We start from the raw sequence: 15,798 nt of genomic DNA, 5'->3' as shown, positions 1-15,798 counted from the left end.
TCGTGTCGTCGGCGTGCCGACGGCACAGATACTGCATATGCTTGAGCGGAGCCCCGAATGGCGTATCGTCGGGGGAGTCGGCACAGCGGCCGGCGTCATCGCTTTTCCGTTGTCGGGATAGAGGAGCAACGGCTATGCAGGATGTTTTGGGTAATCTTGCCGGCGTATCGTCGGCGGATCCATCGGGAAGCTGGTCGGAAAAGGCGGATCTGGGATTGAACATCGTCATTGTCGATGACCAGATGTCTGCGCGGACGATGCTGCGCCACGTCATCGAGGACATCGCACCGGAATTGAAGGTCTACGATTTCGGTGATCCGCTCGACGCGTTGGCGTGGTGCGAGGCCGGACGGGTGGATCTGTTGCTGCTCGACTATCGCATGCCCGGCATGGATGGTCTGGAGTTCGCCCGGCGTCTGCGCCGGCTGCCCAGCCATCGCGATATCCCGATCATCCTGATCACCATCGTCGGCGACGAGCCGATCCGCCAGGCCGCGCTGGAAGCGGGTGTGATCGACTTCCTGGTCAAGCCGATCCGCCCGCGCGAACTGCGCGCGCGCTGCTCCAATTTGCTGCAGTTGCGTCAGCAGAGCGAAAGCGTCAAGCAACGCGCGCTGTCGCTGGAGCAGCGTCTGCTGGCCAGCATGAACGAGGTCGAAGAACGCGAACGCGAAACCTTGTCGCGGCTGGCGCGCGCTATCGAGTACCGCGACTCGGGTACCAGCGCCTTCCTGGAGCGCATGTCGCATGTGGCCGGCCTGATCGCCGAGCAGCTCGGGTTGTCGGAAGAAGAAGTGCGCATCATCGAGATGGCCGCACCGCTGCACGACATGGGCAAGATCGCCATTCCCGATGCGGTGCTGCTCAAGCCGGGCAAGCTCACCGACGACGAGATGAGCATCATGAAGCGGCATCCGCGCATCGGCTACGAGCTGCTCAGCGGCAGCCAGAACCGCTTCATCCAGGTCGGCGCCTTGATCGCGCTGCGTCACCACGAGCGCTACGACGGCACCGGCTACCCGGATGGACTGTTGGGCGAGGCGATTCCGCTGGAAGCACGCATCGTGGCGGTGGCCGATGTCTTCGACGCGCTGCTGTCTCCGCGCCCGTACAAGGAGGCATGGACCATGGACGCCGCGCTGGCCTATCTGTACGCACAACGCGGTCGCCTGTTCGACCCGCGCTGCGTGGATGCGCTGCTACGCGGCCGCGCGCAGCTGGACGAGATCTGCCAGGAATTCTCGACCGCATCGCCGCGTCCAGGTCAAGTGGGATGAGTGTGTTGATAGACGGGCTGCGAATCCGCTTCCGGCAGCGTCCGGATAGCGAGCATCTGCAGCACTCTGTACGTATTGCCATCGCGATACTGTTGTTTGCTTACGTTTGGGCCATGGAGCACCAACCGGGGCGCTCCGGCTATCTGGCTAAGACTTGGTGGGTGCTGAGCTGGGAGATTGTGGTGTCTCTCGGCTTGTTGACAGCAATTGCTGTGCAGCCCGGCATTTCGCATGTGCGGCGCTGCATCGGCATGCTCAGCGACTACGCTTGCATCGTCGTCTTGATGCTCGCCACGGCCGATGCGGGCGGAGTTCTTTATGTCGTCTGTTTGTGGGTGACAATCGGCAACGGCCTGCGCTATGGCAGCCGATACTTACTCGCCGCGACGGCGGTGGGTACGTTCAGTCTGATCCTGGTGAGCCTGTTTTCCCCTTACTGGCGTTCGATTCCGACGTTAGCGGGAGGATTGCTGCTGGGCCAAATCGCCGTTCCGTTGTATTTCCTCTCTTTGCTCACCGCGCTGACCAGGGCGTTGAATGACGCCCGTCACGCTAATGAGGCCAAGAGCAAATTCCTGGCGAATATGAGTCATGAGTTTCGCACGCCGTTGAATGGGCTGTCCGGCACCGCGGAGCTGCTGGCAGTGACCAAGCTGGATGCCGAGCAAAGCGAATATTTAAGGACGATCCAGGCATCGGCGCTCAACCTGCGTTCGCTGGTGGAGGAGGTGCTTGATATCTCAGCGATTGAGGCTGGTAAAGTTCGCCTGATCCGCACCAATTTTCTGTTGGCCTCGCTTCTGAACTCGGTCGCTTTGATCCTGCGTCCACAGGCTACCAACAAGGGGATTGGCTACCAGGTGGAAGTTGCTGCAGATGTGCCCGCCAACCTGGTTGGCGATGCAGGGCACTTGTCGCAGGTGCTGCTGAATCTGATCGGCAACGCGGTCAAGTTCACCGACGAGGGAAGCGTTGATCTGAAAGTGTCACGAGTGGGCTCGCTACCTGGCGATCGGATCTGCGTTCGCTTCGAGGTGCGCGATACTGGAATCGGGGTGCCAGTAGCGATGCAGTCGCGGGTGTTCGATGCGTTCCAGCAAGGCGATATGGGCTTGAACCGCCACTATGAGGGAACCGGCCTGGGGACCACCATCGCTAAAGGGCTGGTCGAAAGTATGGGAGGGCGGATCGGGTATCGCGACAATCAGCCCTGCGGCAGTGTGTTCTGGTTCGAGGTGCCGATCGGGGTCGAAGCCGAGCCGCTGGTGATCGAGAAAGCAGCTCTGCAGGAAGAGCTGCCGGATAAGGTCAGCAATGTGATTGCCTTTTCCAATCCGTTTCTGCGCCATCGCGCTCGCGTGCGTTCGATGCGGATACTGGTTGTCGATGATCACCATGCAAATCGCATGGTGGTGCAGCGGATGCTGGAAAAGGCTGGGCACACCGTGGTCTGTCTTGCGGGAACGGAAGATGTACTGGACCTTCTGGTTCAGGAGAGCTGCGATGCAGTGATCTCCGATCTCCATATGCCGGGTCTAAGCGGACTGGACCTGCTGCGACAGATGCGCGTGATGCATGCCAGCGGGATGCCTTACGTTCCCGTGGTGATTTTGAGCGCGGATGTGACTGTGGAATCGATTCGGCGCTGCGAAGAAGCCGGCGTACATGCTTTTCTCGGAAAACCGTTGGAAGCCAGTAAATTGCTGGGGGCGCTGGCGGAAATAGCCAGCGGCGGAAGACTCGCTGCCGATGGCCGTGTGCCTGCCCAGGAAACCAGATTGGATGATGAACTGGCATTCGACCCGCAGGTGCTCGACGAACTTGCCGAGTTAGGCATGGGTCATGCCTTCGAATCCCAGTTCGTCTCGCAATGTCTGGCAGATGCCACCCGCTGCTTGCAAGCGTTGCAGCAAGCCGGACAGACGGGCCAGGCTGAAGAATATCGTGCGCATGCTCACGCGCTGCGCGGTGTGTCCGCCAACCTTGGGTTGGCGCGCCTCGCAGCGTTGGCCAGCAATGCCATGCTGCTGGCCATACCGTTGCCGCCAGACTGGCAAAGCCAGCTGGCGCAATTGCAGGAAGCCCTGGCTCAGGGCCGTGATGCATTAGAAGCGCGCCAGCGACAAGACCAGCGCGATGGCGACCAGCAGTCGCCGTTTTTCTAATCAAGCGTTTAGTCGCGTCGAATGCTGCGGCGGTCCTGGGCTCGGAATAGGCGTTCCATTGTGCGCAGTGACTTGTCCCCAAGCTGCAGTGCAGTATCGACCCAGATTTCGGTGATTTTCATCAGCTCGTCTAGAGATGGCGCGCTGCTGGCACGCTTTGCTTGCTGGACTGCTTTCCACGCATGTGGGATACGCCGTCCCTCTCGGATGATCTGCTCCACCGCCGCAAGTCCTTCACCACGCGGTACGACGTGATCCACCACGCCCAGCCGGTGCAGCTCCTCTGCGCTGTGCATGTTGCCCTCAAGCATAAGGCGTTCGGCCTGACGCGGAGGCATGCGCTGGCAAAGGAACGAGTAAGCCCCCATGCCCGGAAACAGATCGAACAAAACCTCCGGCAAGCCCAGTTGCGCGCCTTCCTCGGCCACGATAGTGTGGCAGCTCAAGGCAACTTCGAAGCCGCCACCTAATGCATTGCCCTGCACCAGGGCGATGCAGTGCATATCCTCATGAAGGCCGGTGGTGAAGGCATGGGCACATTGAATGCAGCGGCGTGCGTAATCCAGTAACGCATCGCGATCGCGGCGTCGGATCAGCCCGCAGAACAATTCCAGATCACCGCCCAGGTTGAAGACGTCACTGTCCGAGACGAGCACCATAAACGGCGATTCGGCACGGCTGGTGTTGACCTCGTTGCGAATGATTTGCTGGTGTTCGATCAGGTCATCGAGCAAGTTGGAGGAAAAACAGGGTCGCTCAGACGTGGTGGCCAAGTGAGCATGCATATGCATCCAGTACACATCGCGCGAGGTATCTGCCACGACCTTGACAGTAGAGGCGCGCTGAAGACGGGTAATGGGAAGGACGACTGACATGGGTATTCTCCGAGATGTTCCGTCCAGTCGGCTGCCAGCTAGACGGAGGACTAAGTTGAAATTGCGCCGACTTCCGATCTATGCGCGTAACAACGACGCGCCGCAAGAGAGTAACGTTTGAGTGGGTTCTTTTGCGGGGCGTGGAGGAAGGGCGAGATGGATGGTTGGCTGATCATCTGACTGCGTTGTCGCACCACTCCCAACCTTCGCCCCACAGGCGCCAGGCGTGGGGCGCCCAGTACTTGAAGGCGGATATGTCGCCGGACTTCTCTCAATCATGCGAATTGCCGCTGAGACGAAAGGGGAGTACTGAACCGCCGATGCCGAGTCGGTTAAACGTTGTGAAGGAGATGGTTCCGGAGCTTCCGGGTTGTGGCCTGTCTCATCTATTTTAGGGGCTCGACATGGCTGTTATCACGAGCTCGACTTCAGGGTCAGGTTGATGTTGCTTCCCAAGTGTTTATTCCCGCTGCAGCTCATGGGAGTAAGCGCCTTTAGCTTTTGTTTTATCAGTCCAATTGATTTTTTCACGTTCAGCTTGCCATTTTCTTCATTTTCAATGTGTATGGCTACGAGGTGGCTGCCGTGACTTGCCTCTTGCTGCCGCCCGGATGTAAATAAAACCTTGTCGCGATTTTTATTGTTACTAATGCTTGAATTTGGATTTCTAAGGAATTCTTTTGAGCTGGATCTTTTCAAGTTGGCAAGCCATCAGTCGTGTGCTTGCCTACTTTTAACTGTAGGACGTGCAGCGACCATCATTCCAATTGGAAATCCTTTATGTTGCCGGCAACGGCCAGCGCACGCGTGGTTTGCATAAAAAAATTAATCGAATCCGGTCATGCTGAACCAGCACGTCAGCGCATTTCAGCCGCTGATGTAAAAACGCCCACATCGCAGTAGGCAATGCGGGCGTCGAACATCCATGTAAGTTAACGATCTTGCAGGGACTTTACGGCGTGGGCGCATCCCGCAGTTCGCGGCGCAGGATCTTGCCGACGTTGGTTTTCGGCAGCTCCTTGCGGAATTCGATCACGCGCGGCTGCTTGTAGCCGGTCAGGTTGGCGCGGCAATGCGCCTTGACGGCGTCGGCGGTCAGGGCCGGGTCCTTCTTGACGATGACGGCCTTGACGATCTCGCCGGACTTCTCGTCCGGCACGCCGACCGCGGCCACTTCCAGCACGCCGGGCATCTCGGCAATCACGTCCTCGATCTCGTTCGGGTAGACGTTGAAGCCGGACACCAGGATCATGTCCTTCTTGCGGTCGACGATGTAGACGAAGCCTTGTTCGTCCATCCGCGCGATATCGCCGGTGTGCAACCAGCCTTCGGCATCCATGACCTTGGCGGTTTCTTCGGGTTTCTTCCAGTAGCCCTTCATCACCTGCGGGCCCTTGATGCACAGTTCGCCGATCTCGCCCAGCGGCAGCGCCGCGCCGGCGTCGTCCTTGATGCAGGCATCGGTGGAGGGAATCGGCAGGCCGATCGAGCCGTTGTAGTCCTTCAGGTCCATCGGGTTGATGCAGGCGGCCGGCGAGGTTTCGGTCAGGCCGTAGGCCTCGACCAGGGTCAGGCCGGTAACCTTTTTCCAGCGTTCGGCGACCGAACGTTGCACCGCCATGCCGCCGCCGAGGGTCATCTTGAGCGTGGAGAAATCCACCTGATCGAAGCCGGGGGTATTGAGCAGGCCGTTGAACAGCGTGTTGACCCCGGTGAAGGCGGTGAAGCGGGTCTTCTTCAATTCCTTCACGAAGCCGGGCATGTCGCGCGGATTGCTGATCAGGTGATTGCAGCCGCCGATCTTCATGAAGACCAGGCCGTTGGCCGTCAATGCAAAGATGTGGTACAGCGGCAGCGCGGTGATCACCACCTCGGCGCCTTCTTCCAGCTTGCCGGTGCCGGCAAGCCACTGGTGGGCCTGCTGCATGTTGGCCACCAGATTGCGGTGGGTGAGCATCGCGCCCTTGGCCACGCCGGTGGTGCCGCCGGTGTACTGCAGGAAGGCGATGTCGTCGGGCTCGATCTGCAGCGTCGGCACGCTGTGCTTGCGGCCCAGCGCCAGCGCGTCGCGAAAACGGATCGCGCCCTTGATGCGGTAATCCGGCACCAGCTTCTTGACGTACTTGACGACGAAGTTGACCAGCGCCGCTTTCGGGAAGCCGAGCATGTCGCCCAGGCCGGTGGTGATCACCTGCTTGACCGGGGTGTCAGCAATGACCTGCTGCACGGTAGTGCCGAAGTTGTCGATCACCACCAGTACGCTGGCGCCGGAGTCGACCAGCTGATGCTTCAGCTCGCGCGGGGTGTAGAGCGGATTGACGTTGACCACGGTCAGGCCGGCGCGCAGGATGCCGAACGTGGCGACCGGGTACTGCAGACAGTTGGGCATCATCAGGGCGACGCGGTCGCCTTTCTTCAACTGCAATTCGCCAAGCAGATAGGCGGCGAATTGTTCGACCAGCTGATCGGCTTGCCGATAGGTGATGGTCTTGCCGAAGCTGTGATACGCAGGGCGATCGGCAAACCGCTTGACCGAGGTGGCGAACACTTCTGCCACGGTACGGAACTGCTCCAGATCGATCTCGGCGGCGACGCCGGCCGGATAACTTTGCAACCAAGGACGTGCCTGATTCATCTGCCCCCCTCCAGGGTGTTCGGTACGTGACGCGGTGTGTTCCACGGCACTACAACAGCGGGCAGCATACCGTCATGCATGGAAAAGGCGAAGCGTGAAGCAGAGCAGCATTCAAGCGCGATGGTGGGTCAGGTTGGTCTCAATTTGCGTCGTGGCCTGGATCGGTTGCACGCGTGCTGCACCGGAACAACGGCTGCGCGCAACGCTGGAGACGATGCATCAGGCGATCGAAGCGCGGCAGATCGGCGAGGCGTTGGCGCCGGTGGCCGAGGACTTTGTCGGCGAACAAGGAGTGGATGCAGCCGGCCTGCGGCGATTGATGCAGCTGCAGATGCTGGGCAATCGCAGGATCGGCGTGACCCTGGGGCCGGTGGATGTGCGACTGCGCGACGACTCCGCAAGCGTGCGCTTCACCGCGCTGCTGACCGGTGGCAGCGGACGCTGGCTGCCCGAGCAGGCACAGACCTATCAGGTGACCACCGGCTGGCGCCTGCAGGGCGGCGACTGGCAGCTGTCTCACGCGCAATGGGAGCCGGCGGGGCGCTGACACGGCGATTTCCGTGTGCGGATCGCCGGGCGCGCGGCCGGTGTCTGGTGGCAGAACATCTCACGTCTCGCTGCGTTCGCGTGCACCGTCCATGCGCATCTGACCATTGCTCACCTGTCCAGCGTTAGCGAGTTCTGGTCGCCCAAAACGACACTCCCGCCAGGCGGCGGGAGTGTCATCGAGCTGATGGCGCAGCGCGCCTTGCGATCAGGCCGCCCTGCGTGCAGCCAGTTGACGCAGCACGTACTGCAGCAGACCGCCGTGCTTGAAGTACTCCACTTCCTTGGGCGTCAGCAGCAGTACCTTGACCTGGAACTGCTTGACGCTGCCATCGGACTTTTTGGCATCCACTGTGGCGCGACGGCTGGCGCCGTCCTGCAGGCCGGTGATATCCAGCACTTCCGAACCATCCAGGCCCAGCGTCTGCGCGTTTTCGTTCTCGAGGAACTGCAGCGGCAACACGCCCATGCCGACCAGGTTGGAGCGGTGGATACGCTCGAAGCTCTCGGCGATCACCGCCTTGACGCCGAGCAGGTTGGTGCCCTTGGCCGCCCAATCACGCGAGGAACCGGTGCCGTATTCCTTGCCGGCCAGTACCACCAGCGGCACGCCGTCGGCCTTGTACTTCACTGCCGCATCGTAGATCGCCAGTTTTTCCGGCGCAGTGCCGTCCTTTGCGTAATACAGCGTGTTGCCGCCTTCTTCGCCGCCGAACATCAGGTTCTTGATGCGGATGTTGGCGAAGGTGCCGCGCACCATCACGTCGTCATTGCCGCGGCGGCTGCCGTAGCTGTTGAAGTCGGCCGGTTGGACGCCACGCTCCTGCAGGAAGCGGCCCGCCGGCGAATCCTTCTTGATGTTGCCGGCCGGCGAGATGTGGTCGGTGGTGATCGAATCGCCGAACAGGCCCATGATGCGCGCGCCATGCACGTCCTCGACATGGCCGACCTGCATGGTCATGCCGTCGAAGTAGGGCGGATTCTTGATGTAGGTCGAGGCCGCGTCCCATTCGTACAGCGCGCCATCCGGGGAGGCGATGGTGTTCCAGCGGCTGTCGCCCTTGAACACGTCGGCATAGTTCTGCTTGAACATCTCCGGGCCGACGGTGGCGGCGATGGTGTCGCCGATTTCCTTGTTGCTCGGCCAGATGTCGCGCAGATACACCGGCTGCCCGTCGCTGCCGGTGCCCAGCGGATCGGTGGTGAGATCGATGTCGGTGGTGCCGGCGATCGCATACGCCACCACCAGCGGTGGCGAGGCGAGGTAGTTCATCTTCACTTCGGGATGCACACGGCCTTCGAAGTTGCGGTTGCCCGACAACACCGAAGACACCACCAGATCGTCCTTGGCGATCGCCGCAGACACATCGTCCGGCAGCGGGCCGGAATTGCCGATGCAGGTGGTGCAGCCGTAGCCGACCACGTAGAAACCGAGCTTTTCCAGATCGGCAAGTACGCCGGCCTTGCTCAGATAATCGGTGACCACGCGCGAGCCCGGCCCGAGCGAGGTCTTCACCCACGGCTGCGCCTTCAGCCCCTTGGCCGCCGCGTTACGCGCGAGCAGGCCGGCACCCAGCATTACTGCCGGGTTGGAGGTGTTGGTGCAGGAGGTGATCGCGGCAATCACCACCGAGCCGTCGCGCAGCTGCCAGCCGGCGCCGCTGTCGGTGGAACTCTCGGCTTGCGCGGCCTTGGCGCCGACCGCAGTGCCGCCGCCGCCTTCGTTCTTCAGGCGGTCTTCCTGCTTGACGTCGGTCAGGCGCTTGCTGCGCGCGTCCACGAACGGCTTGAGGCTCTCGCGGAAGTTGGCCTGCATGTCTTCCAGCAGCACGCGGTCCTGCGGGCGCTTGGGGCCGGCCAGCGACGGCTTGACCTCGCCCATGTCCAGCTCCAGCGTGGCGCTGTACTGGGCCGGCGGAGTGTTGGCGTCGTGCCACAGGCCCTGCGCCTTGGCATAGGCTTCGACCAGGGCGATCTGCTCCTCGCTGCGGCCGGACAGGCGCAGGTAGGTCAGCGATTCGTCGTCGACCGGGAAGATGCCGCAGGTGGCGCCGTATTCCGGTGCCATGTTGCCGATCGTGGCGCGATCGGCCAGCGGCAGATGCTGCAGGCCTTCGCCGTAGAACTCCACGAACTTGCCGACCACGCCGGCCTTGCGCAGCATCTGGGTGACGGTGAGCACCAGATCGGTGGCGGTGGCGCCTTCGGGCAGCTTGCCGCTGAGCTTGAAGCCGACCACCTGTGGAATCAGCATGGACGAGGGCTGGCCCAGCATCGCAGCCTCCGCCTCGATCCCGCCCACGCCCCAGCCCAGCACGCCGATGCCGTTGATCATGGTGGTGTGGCTGTCGGTGCCGAACACGGTGTCCGGGTACGCGACCCGGGTGCCGTCGATGTCCGCGCTCATCACCACGCGCGCCAGATTTTCCAGGTTCACCTGGTGGACGATGCCGGTGTTGGGCGGCACCACCTTGAAGTTTTCGAACGCCTTCTGGCCCCAGCGCAGGAAGCCGTAGCGTTCCTGGTTACGCTGGAATTCGATCTTGCCGTTGAGGTCGAGCGCATCGGCCGAGCCGAATACGTCCACCTGCACCGAGTGGTCGATGACCAGTTCGGAGGGGATCTGCGGGTTGATCTGGTCGGCGTTGCCGCCGAGCTTGACCACGGCATCGCGCATCGCGGCCAGGTCGACCACGCACGGCACGCCGGTGAAGTCCTGCAGCACCACGCGGGCGGGCATGAAGGCGATTTCGATATCGGGCTCGGCGTTGGGGTCCCACTTGGCGACCGCTTCGATATGGTCCTTGCCGACGGTGACACCGCCGTCCTCGTGCCGGAGCAGGTTCTCCAGCAGGATCTTCATCGAATAGGGCAGATGGCCGATCTCGAAGCGCTCGCCCAGCTTCGGCAGGCTGTAGTACTCGTAGCGCTTGCCGTGGACCTCAAGCGAGGTGCGGGTGGAAAAGGAATCGCTCATGCATCACTCCTATGGCTGCAGGCTTTAGGTCTGTCTGGAACAGTGTGACCAATTCAGTGTGTACGTTCGGTTGCAGGACAGGGTATGTGGTCTTGAGTACGACAAGTCAAGTATGTAAAATCGCAGCATACTTTTTGCCGGGGCCACCTCCATGGAAGCCACAGTTGCCGAACGCGGGCAGATCACGCTGCCCAAGGCCGTGCGCGATGCCCTGGGCCTGACCAAGGGCACCACGCTCAAGATCGAGCTCGACGGCGGGCGCATCATCCTGCGCAAGGACGTCAGCGAGGCGCTGCGCAAGGTGCGCGGCAAGTTCAGGCTGGTCGACGGGCTGACCAGTACCGACGAGGCGATGCGCGCCATCCGTGGCCGCGCCCCCGGGGACCCGTTCGACCCATGATCGCCCTGGATTCCTCGGTGCTGCTCGACATCCTGGTCGGCGATGCGGTCTACGGCGAGGTGTCGGAGATCTGCATCGGCGATGCGCTGGCGCGCGACGAGGTGGTGGTCTGCGATGCGGTGGTGGCCGAGGTGCTGGCCATGCTCGATACCCAGGTCGACCTGATGGAGACCCTGGCCTCGATCGGGGTGCGTTACGAAGCCACCCAGGAAGCGGCGGCAGTACGCGCCGGCCATATGAACAAGCGCTTCCGCGCGCGCGGCGGCAAGCGCGAGCGGGTGGTGGCCGATTTTCTGATCGGCGCGCACGCGATGCTCCAGTGCGACGGGTTGATCACCCGCGACGAGGGCTTTTTCCGCGACTACTTCAAGGGTTTGAAGATCGTTGTCCCCAAACCCGCACGCTGATCCACGTTTCGCGTTTACACATTCACTGTTGTCTTTCGGAGAATCCGCATGTTGGAAGCCTATCGCCACCACGTTGCAGAGCGCGCCGCGCTCGGTATCCCGCCGCTGCCGCTGACCGCGCAGCAGACCGCCGAGGTCATCGAGCTGCTGAAGGCTCCGCCGGCGGGCGAAGAAGCATTCCTGGTCGAGCTGCTCAGCCAGCGCGTGCCGGCCGGCGTCGACGACGCTGCCAAGGTCAAGGCCTCGTACCTGGCCGCGGTGGCCTTCGGCACCGAAAAAACCGCGCTGATCAGCCCCACGCGTGCGACCGAGCTGCTCGGCACCATGCTGGGTGGCTACAACATCCAGCCGCTGATCGATCTGCTCGACAACGCCGAGCTGGGCGCCACCGCCGCCGAGGCGCTCAAGCACACCTTGCTGGTGTTCGACGCCTTCCACGACGTGCAGGAAAAGGCCGAAACCGGTAACGCGCACGCCAAGGCCGTGCTGCAGAGCTGGGCCGATGCCGAGTGGTTCACCAGCAAGCCGGAAGTGCCGCAGAGCATGACCGTCACCGTGTTCAAGGTGCCGGGCGAGACCAACACCGACGACCTGTCGCCGGCGCCGGATGCGACCACCCGCCCGGACATCCCGCTGCACGCGCTGGCGATGTTGAAGAACGCCCGCGATGGCGCGGCCTTCGTGCCGGAAGAAGACGGCAAGCGCGGCCCGATCCAGGCCATCGCCGATCTCAAGGACAAGGGCCATCTGGTCGCCTACGTCGGCGACGTGGTCGGTACCGGTTCCTCGCGCAAGTCGGCGACCAACTCGGTGCTGTGGTGGACCGGCGAAGACATTCCGTTCATTCCGAACAAGCGCTTCGGCGGCGTGTGCCTGGGCAGCAAGATCGCGCCGATCTTCTACAACACGATGGAAGACGCCGGCGCGTTGCCGATCGAGCTGGACGTGTCGCAGATGGAGCACGGCGATGTTGTCGAGCTGCGTCCGTACGACGGCAAGGCGCTGAAGAACGGGCAGGTGATCGCCGAGTTCGCGATGAAGTCGGACGTGCTGTTCGACGAAGTGCGCGCCGGTGGCCGCATTCCGCTGATCGTCGGCCGCGGCCTGACCGCCAAGGCGCGCGAGTTCCTGGGCCTGCCGGCCTCGGACCTGTTCCGCCTGCCGATGGACCCGCCGGACACCGGCAAGGGTTTCTCGCTGGCGCAGAAGATGGTCGGCCGCGCCTGCGGTCTGCCGGAAGGCCAGGGCATGCGCCCGGGCACGTATTGCGAGCCGAAGATGACCTCGGTGGGCTCGCAGGACACCACCGGCCCGATGACGCGCGACGAGCTGAAGGATCTGGCCTGCCTGGGCTTCTCGGCCGATCTGGTGATGCAGTCGTTCTGCCACACCGCCGCCTACCCGAAGCCTGTCGACGTCAAGACCCACCACACCTTGCCGGAGTTCATCTCCACCCGTGGCGGCGTGTCGCTGCGTCCGGGCGACGGCGTGATCCACAGCTGGCTCAACCGCATGCTGCTGCCCGACACCGTCGGTACCGGTGGCGATTCGCACACGCGTTTCCCGATCGGCATTTCGTTCCCGGCCGGCTCCGGCCTGGTGGCCTTCGCGGCCGCTACCGGCGTGATGCCGCTGGACATGCCCGAGAGCGTGCTGGTGCGCTTCAAGGGGCAGATGCAGCCGGGCGTGACCTTGCGCGACCTGGTCAACGCGATCCCGCTGTACGCGATCAAGGACGGCCTGCTGACCGTGGCCAAGCAGGGCAAGAAGAACATCTTCTCCGGCCGCATCCTGGAGATCGAAGGTCTGCCGAATCTGAAGGTGGAGCAGGCGTTCGAGTTGTCCGACGCCTCGGCCGAACGTTCGGCGGCCGGTTGCACCGTGCACCTGGACAAGGCGCCGATCATCGAATACCTGACCAGCAACATCACGCTGCTGCGCTGGATGATCGCCGAAGGGTATGCCGATGCGCGCACGCTGGGCCGCCGTATCAAGAAGATGGAAGAGTGGCTGGCAGATCCGCAGCTGCTGCAGCCCGATGCCGACGCCGAATACGCGGCCGTCATCGAGATCGATCTGGCCGACATCCACGAGCCGATCGTGGCGTGCCCGAACGACCCGGACGACGTCAAGACGCTGTCCGAGGTTGCCGGTGCGGCGATCGACGAAGTGTTCATCGGCTCGTGCATGACCAACATCGGCCACTTCCGTGCCGCTGCCAAGTTGCTGGAAGGCAAGCGCGATATTCCTACACGTCTGTGGGTTGCGCCGCCGACCAAGATGGACGCCTCCGAGCTGACCAAGGAAGGCCATTACGGCACCTTCGGCGCGGCCGGCGCACGCATGGAAATGCCGGGCTGCTCGCTGTGCATGGGCAACCAGGCACAGGCACGCGAGGGCGCCACGGTGTTCTCCACCTCCACGCGTAACTTCCCCAACCGTCTCGGCCGCAACACCAACGTGTACCTGGGTTCGGCGGAACTGGCCGCGATCTGCTCGCGTCTGGGCCGCATCCCGACCAAGGACGAATACATGGCCGATGTGGGCGTGATCAAGACCAGTGGCGATCAGATCTATCGCTACATGAACTTCGATCAGATCCAGGAATATCAGGACGTGGCCGACACCGTCGCTGCCTGATTCAGCTGGTTGATCACGTGTTCGAAAACGCCCGGCAATGTCGGGCGTTTTTCGTTATTGGATCGGTCGCTTCGCTTTTCCGCATGATGCCGGGCGTTAAAGCCAATATCAGTTAACTCGCCTGTCGCATTGCAACAAAAATCTGAAGTGCAGGGGACTAGAGTGGCGCCGCTCCCATCGGCTCTCATGATTTTCCAATGCCTATTTGCACGATCGCTGGTCAAACGCTGCACTACGCACAATACGGTCAAGGGTTTCCGGTTCTGCTCGGCCACAGTTACCTCTGGGATGCGGCCATGTGGGAGCCGCAGATCCAGGCGCTTTCGCAGCACTATCGGGTCATCGTTCCCGAGTTGTGGGGGCACGGGCAATCCTCGGCATTGCCGGCGGGCACACGAACGGTGGGCGATCTTGCCGGGCAGATGCTGCTGTTGCTGGATGCATTGGAACTGCCGCAGTGCGCGGTGGTCGGTTTGTCGGTCGGTGGCATGTGGGGCGCCGAGCTGGCGCTGCTGGCACCGGAGCGCGTCCGCAGCCTGGTGCTGATGGATACCTTCCTGGGTGCCGAGCCGCAGGCCACGCAAACGCGTTACTTCGCTTTGCTCGATGCGATCGAAGCGGCCGGGCAGGTGACGCCTGCGTTGATCGAGGCGATCGTGCCGATCTTTTTCCGCCCCGGTATCGATCTGAATTCCGCGCTGCCGGCCGCGTTTGCGCAGCGCCTGGCGGCGATGTCGGCCGAGCAGTTGCGCACCTCGATTGTGCCGTTGGGTCGGCTGATCTTCGGGCGCGCGGATCGCCTGGAGGCGATGTCTGCGCTGAATCCGGCAAGCACGTTCCTGCTCGGCGGCGCAGACGATATTCCGCGTCCGCCGGAAGAGCTGTGGCTGATGGCCGAGGTGATCGGTTGCGACTACGAGCTGGTCCCCGATGCCGGGCATATCGCATCGCTGGAGAATCCGGCGTTCGTCACCGCGCAGTTGCTGGGTTGGTTGAAGCGTACCGTGGCATCGGATTCGACGCGGATGGAAAGGCGCGCGCTTGAAGCCAGCGCTCAGGCACAGGCACCGCTCTGATTGGTGTGGTGCTGATCTGGCGGTCAGAACGACACCATGCGTTGCTTGCAACCATGAGCACCGACCATCCCACTTGGTCCTTGCCCGCCCACCGTCGCGGGACCTTACGCGGCATGGATGCCGCGTAAGAGCCTTATCTGTAAGGTCCTGATCAACACAGTTGCTACACGGACGTACTTGCGGCGTGTCCTGCGATGGTGGGCGGGCAAGGGCCCTGCACAGAAGCACCAGATCAGATGCTTTGCCTTTGGTCAGTCCGCATTGGCCAGCCTTAGCTCGAGGCAACCTGCTTTTGAACTTTGTCTGCCGTTTCAAAGCAGCAAAGCCTGGCGGGTCGAGGGCGCGATGCCCTCACCACTTCCGGGACACGCCGTGAATCCGTCCCTGGAGGCTCCTTGGCGGCATCCAGGCCGCCAAGGGTCCCGGAACCGGTAAGGACATCACGCCTCCTAAGTCGGTCGTGCACTGATGCAACCGCAAAAGCGAGATGACTTAATCGAGGCCATTTAACGCAACGGCTTTGTCGCCTGCATGCATGGTTAGCGATAAGGGCAAACCCAAGCAACTTGCGGCCCGCCTTCGACGGAACGTTTTGGAAATCAGACCACGTCGGCCAGATCACAAGGGCCCTGCACAGAAGCACCAGATCAGATGCTTTGCTTTCTGGCGGGTTACTTCCACCTGCCGATGTGTGCGTAAAACGCTATGAGAGCAAGTCTGACGACCACGACGTAGCGTTGTCAGCAGCCTTAAGGAACCTCTGAACAAAGCACAGCAGATGCGCGACACTATTGCCACAG

General features: G+C 62.2%; 11 protein-coding genes. 7 read left to right on the top strand and 4 right to left on the bottom strand.

The window, feature by feature from the left end; translation table 11 throughout:
• Positions 1–134: 134 nt before the first annotated feature.
• Positions 135–1,277: an HD-GYP domain-containing protein gene (locus XaplCFBP3123_RS19430; protein WP_104535515.1), complete on the top strand. Its 1,143-nt coding sequence runs from the start codon at positions 135–137 to the stop codon at positions 1,275–1,277.
• A complete protein-coding gene (locus tag XaplCFBP3123_RS19425; protein WP_104535514.1) occupies positions 1,274–3,442 on the top strand; it encodes an ATP-binding protein in 2,169 nt (722 codons plus the stop codon). The genes XaplCFBP3123_RS19430 and XaplCFBP3123_RS19425 overlap by 4 nt, the downstream gene beginning before the upstream one ends.
• Before the next feature lie 8 nt (positions 3,443–3,450).
• On the opposite strand, the gene XaplCFBP3123_RS19420 is transcribed toward XaplCFBP3123_RS19425, so the two are convergent.
• From XaplCFBP3123_RS19420 to XaplCFBP3123_RS19415, 3 genes are all read right to left on the bottom strand, one after another.
• Entirely contained in the window at positions 3,451–4,317 is an 867-nt protein-coding gene (locus XaplCFBP3123_RS19420; RefSeq protein WP_104535513.1) for a crotonase/enoyl-CoA hydratase family protein, read from the bottom strand.
• Positions 4,318–4,731: 414 nt separating this feature from the next.
• Positions 4,732–5,016 (bottom strand): hypothetical protein, encoded by a 285-nt coding sequence (locus XaplCFBP3123_RS21315; RefSeq protein ID WP_146091400.1) that lies wholly within the window; start codon positions 5,014–5,016, stop codon positions 4,732–4,734.
• Between the two features lie 253 nt (positions 5,017–5,269).
• On the bottom strand, positions 5,270–6,952 hold the full coding sequence (locus XaplCFBP3123_RS19415; protein WP_104535512.1) for a long-chain fatty acid--CoA ligase: 1,683 nt from the start codon (positions 6,950–6,952) through the stop codon (positions 5,270–5,272).
• Positions 6,953–7,046: 94 nt separating this feature from the next.
• Between XaplCFBP3123_RS19415 and XaplCFBP3123_RS19410 the strand changes: the two genes are divergently transcribed.
• Positions 7,047–7,499, top strand: coding sequence for a hypothetical protein (locus tag XaplCFBP3123_RS19410; protein ID WP_104535511.1), 453 nt, complete (start codon positions 7,047–7,049; stop codon positions 7,497–7,499).
• Between the two features lie 207 nt (positions 7,500–7,706).
• Here XaplCFBP3123_RS19410 and acnA read toward each other — a convergent pair whose 3' ends face one another.
• Complete coding sequence (acnA, locus tag XaplCFBP3123_RS19405; protein ID WP_104535510.1) at positions 7,707–10,475, bottom strand: aconitate hydratase AcnA; 2,769 nt, start codon at positions 10,473–10,475, stop codon at positions 7,707–7,709.
• Between the two features lie 151 nt (positions 10,476–10,626).
• On the opposite strand from acnA, the gene XaplCFBP3123_RS19400 reads away from it, so the two are divergent.
• From XaplCFBP3123_RS19400 to XaplCFBP3123_RS19385, 4 genes are all read left to right on the top strand, one after another.
• Positions 10,627–10,875, top strand: a complete 249-nt coding sequence (locus XaplCFBP3123_RS19400; RefSeq protein WP_104535509.1) for an AbrB/MazE/SpoVT family DNA-binding domain-containing protein — start codon at positions 10,627–10,629, stop codon at positions 10,873–10,875.
• Complete coding sequence (locus tag XaplCFBP3123_RS19395) at positions 10,872–11,282, top strand: type II toxin-antitoxin system VapC family toxin (protein WP_016903181.1); 411 nt, start codon at positions 10,872–10,874, stop codon at positions 11,280–11,282. The genes XaplCFBP3123_RS19400 and XaplCFBP3123_RS19395 overlap by 4 nt, the downstream gene beginning before the upstream one ends.
• 48 nt (positions 11,283–11,330) lie before the next feature.
• Positions 11,331–13,922 carry a bifunctional aconitate hydratase 2/2-methylisocitrate dehydratase gene (acnB, locus tag XaplCFBP3123_RS19390; protein ID WP_104535508.1) on the top strand — a complete coding sequence of 864 codons (2,592 nt, stop codon included), beginning with the start codon at positions 11,331–11,333 and terminating at the stop codon, positions 13,920–13,922.
• 197 nt (positions 13,923–14,119) lie between these two features.
• Positions 14,120–14,998, top strand: coding sequence for an alpha/beta fold hydrolase (locus XaplCFBP3123_RS19385; RefSeq protein WP_253254257.1), 879 nt, complete (start codon positions 14,120–14,122; stop codon positions 14,996–14,998).
• The last annotated feature ends 800 nt before the right edge of the window (positions 14,999–15,798 follow it).

This window comes from Xanthomonas arboricola pv. populi, from assembly GCF_002939945.1.
Taxonomy (GTDB): Bacteria; Pseudomonadota; Gammaproteobacteria; order Xanthomonadales; family Xanthomonadaceae; genus Xanthomonas; species Xanthomonas arboricola_A.
The sequence above is the reverse complement of the archived record's forward strand: the minus strand, read 5'-3'. Positions and strand labels throughout refer to the sequence as shown.

Excerpts from the sequence above, each read along its gene's own strand:
- XaplCFBP3123_RS19430 (WP_104535515.1), top strand. The coding sequence starts at position 135 with ATGCAGGATGTTTTGGGTAATCTTGCCGGCGTATCGTCGGCGGATCCA.
- XaplCFBP3123_RS19425 (WP_104535514.1), top strand. The coding sequence starts at position 1,274 with ATGAGTGTGTTGATAGACGGGCTGCGAATCCGCTTCCGGCAGCGTCCG.
- XaplCFBP3123_RS19420 (WP_104535513.1), bottom strand. The coding sequence starts at position 4,317 with ATGTCAGTCGTCCTTCCCATTACCCGTCTTCAGCGCGCCTCTACTGTC.
- XaplCFBP3123_RS19415 (WP_104535512.1), bottom strand. The coding sequence starts at position 6,952 with ATGAATCAGGCACGTCCTTGGTTGCAAAGTTATCCGGCCGGCGTCGCC.
- acnA (WP_104535510.1), bottom strand. The coding sequence starts at position 10,475 with ATGAGCGATTCCTTTTCCACCCGCACCTCGCTTGAGGTCCACGGCAAG.
- XaplCFBP3123_RS19400 (WP_104535509.1), top strand. The coding sequence starts at position 10,627 with ATGGAAGCCACAGTTGCCGAACGCGGGCAGATCACGCTGCCCAAGGCC.
- XaplCFBP3123_RS19395 (WP_016903181.1), top strand. The coding sequence starts at position 10,872 with ATGATCGCCCTGGATTCCTCGGTGCTGCTCGACATCCTGGTCGGCGAT.
- acnB (WP_104535508.1), top strand. The coding sequence starts at position 11,331 with ATGTTGGAAGCCTATCGCCACCACGTTGCAGAGCGCGCCGCGCTCGGT.
- XaplCFBP3123_RS19385 (WP_253254257.1), top strand. The coding sequence starts at position 14,120 with ATGCCTATTTGCACGATCGCTGGTCAAACGCTGCACTACGCACAATAC.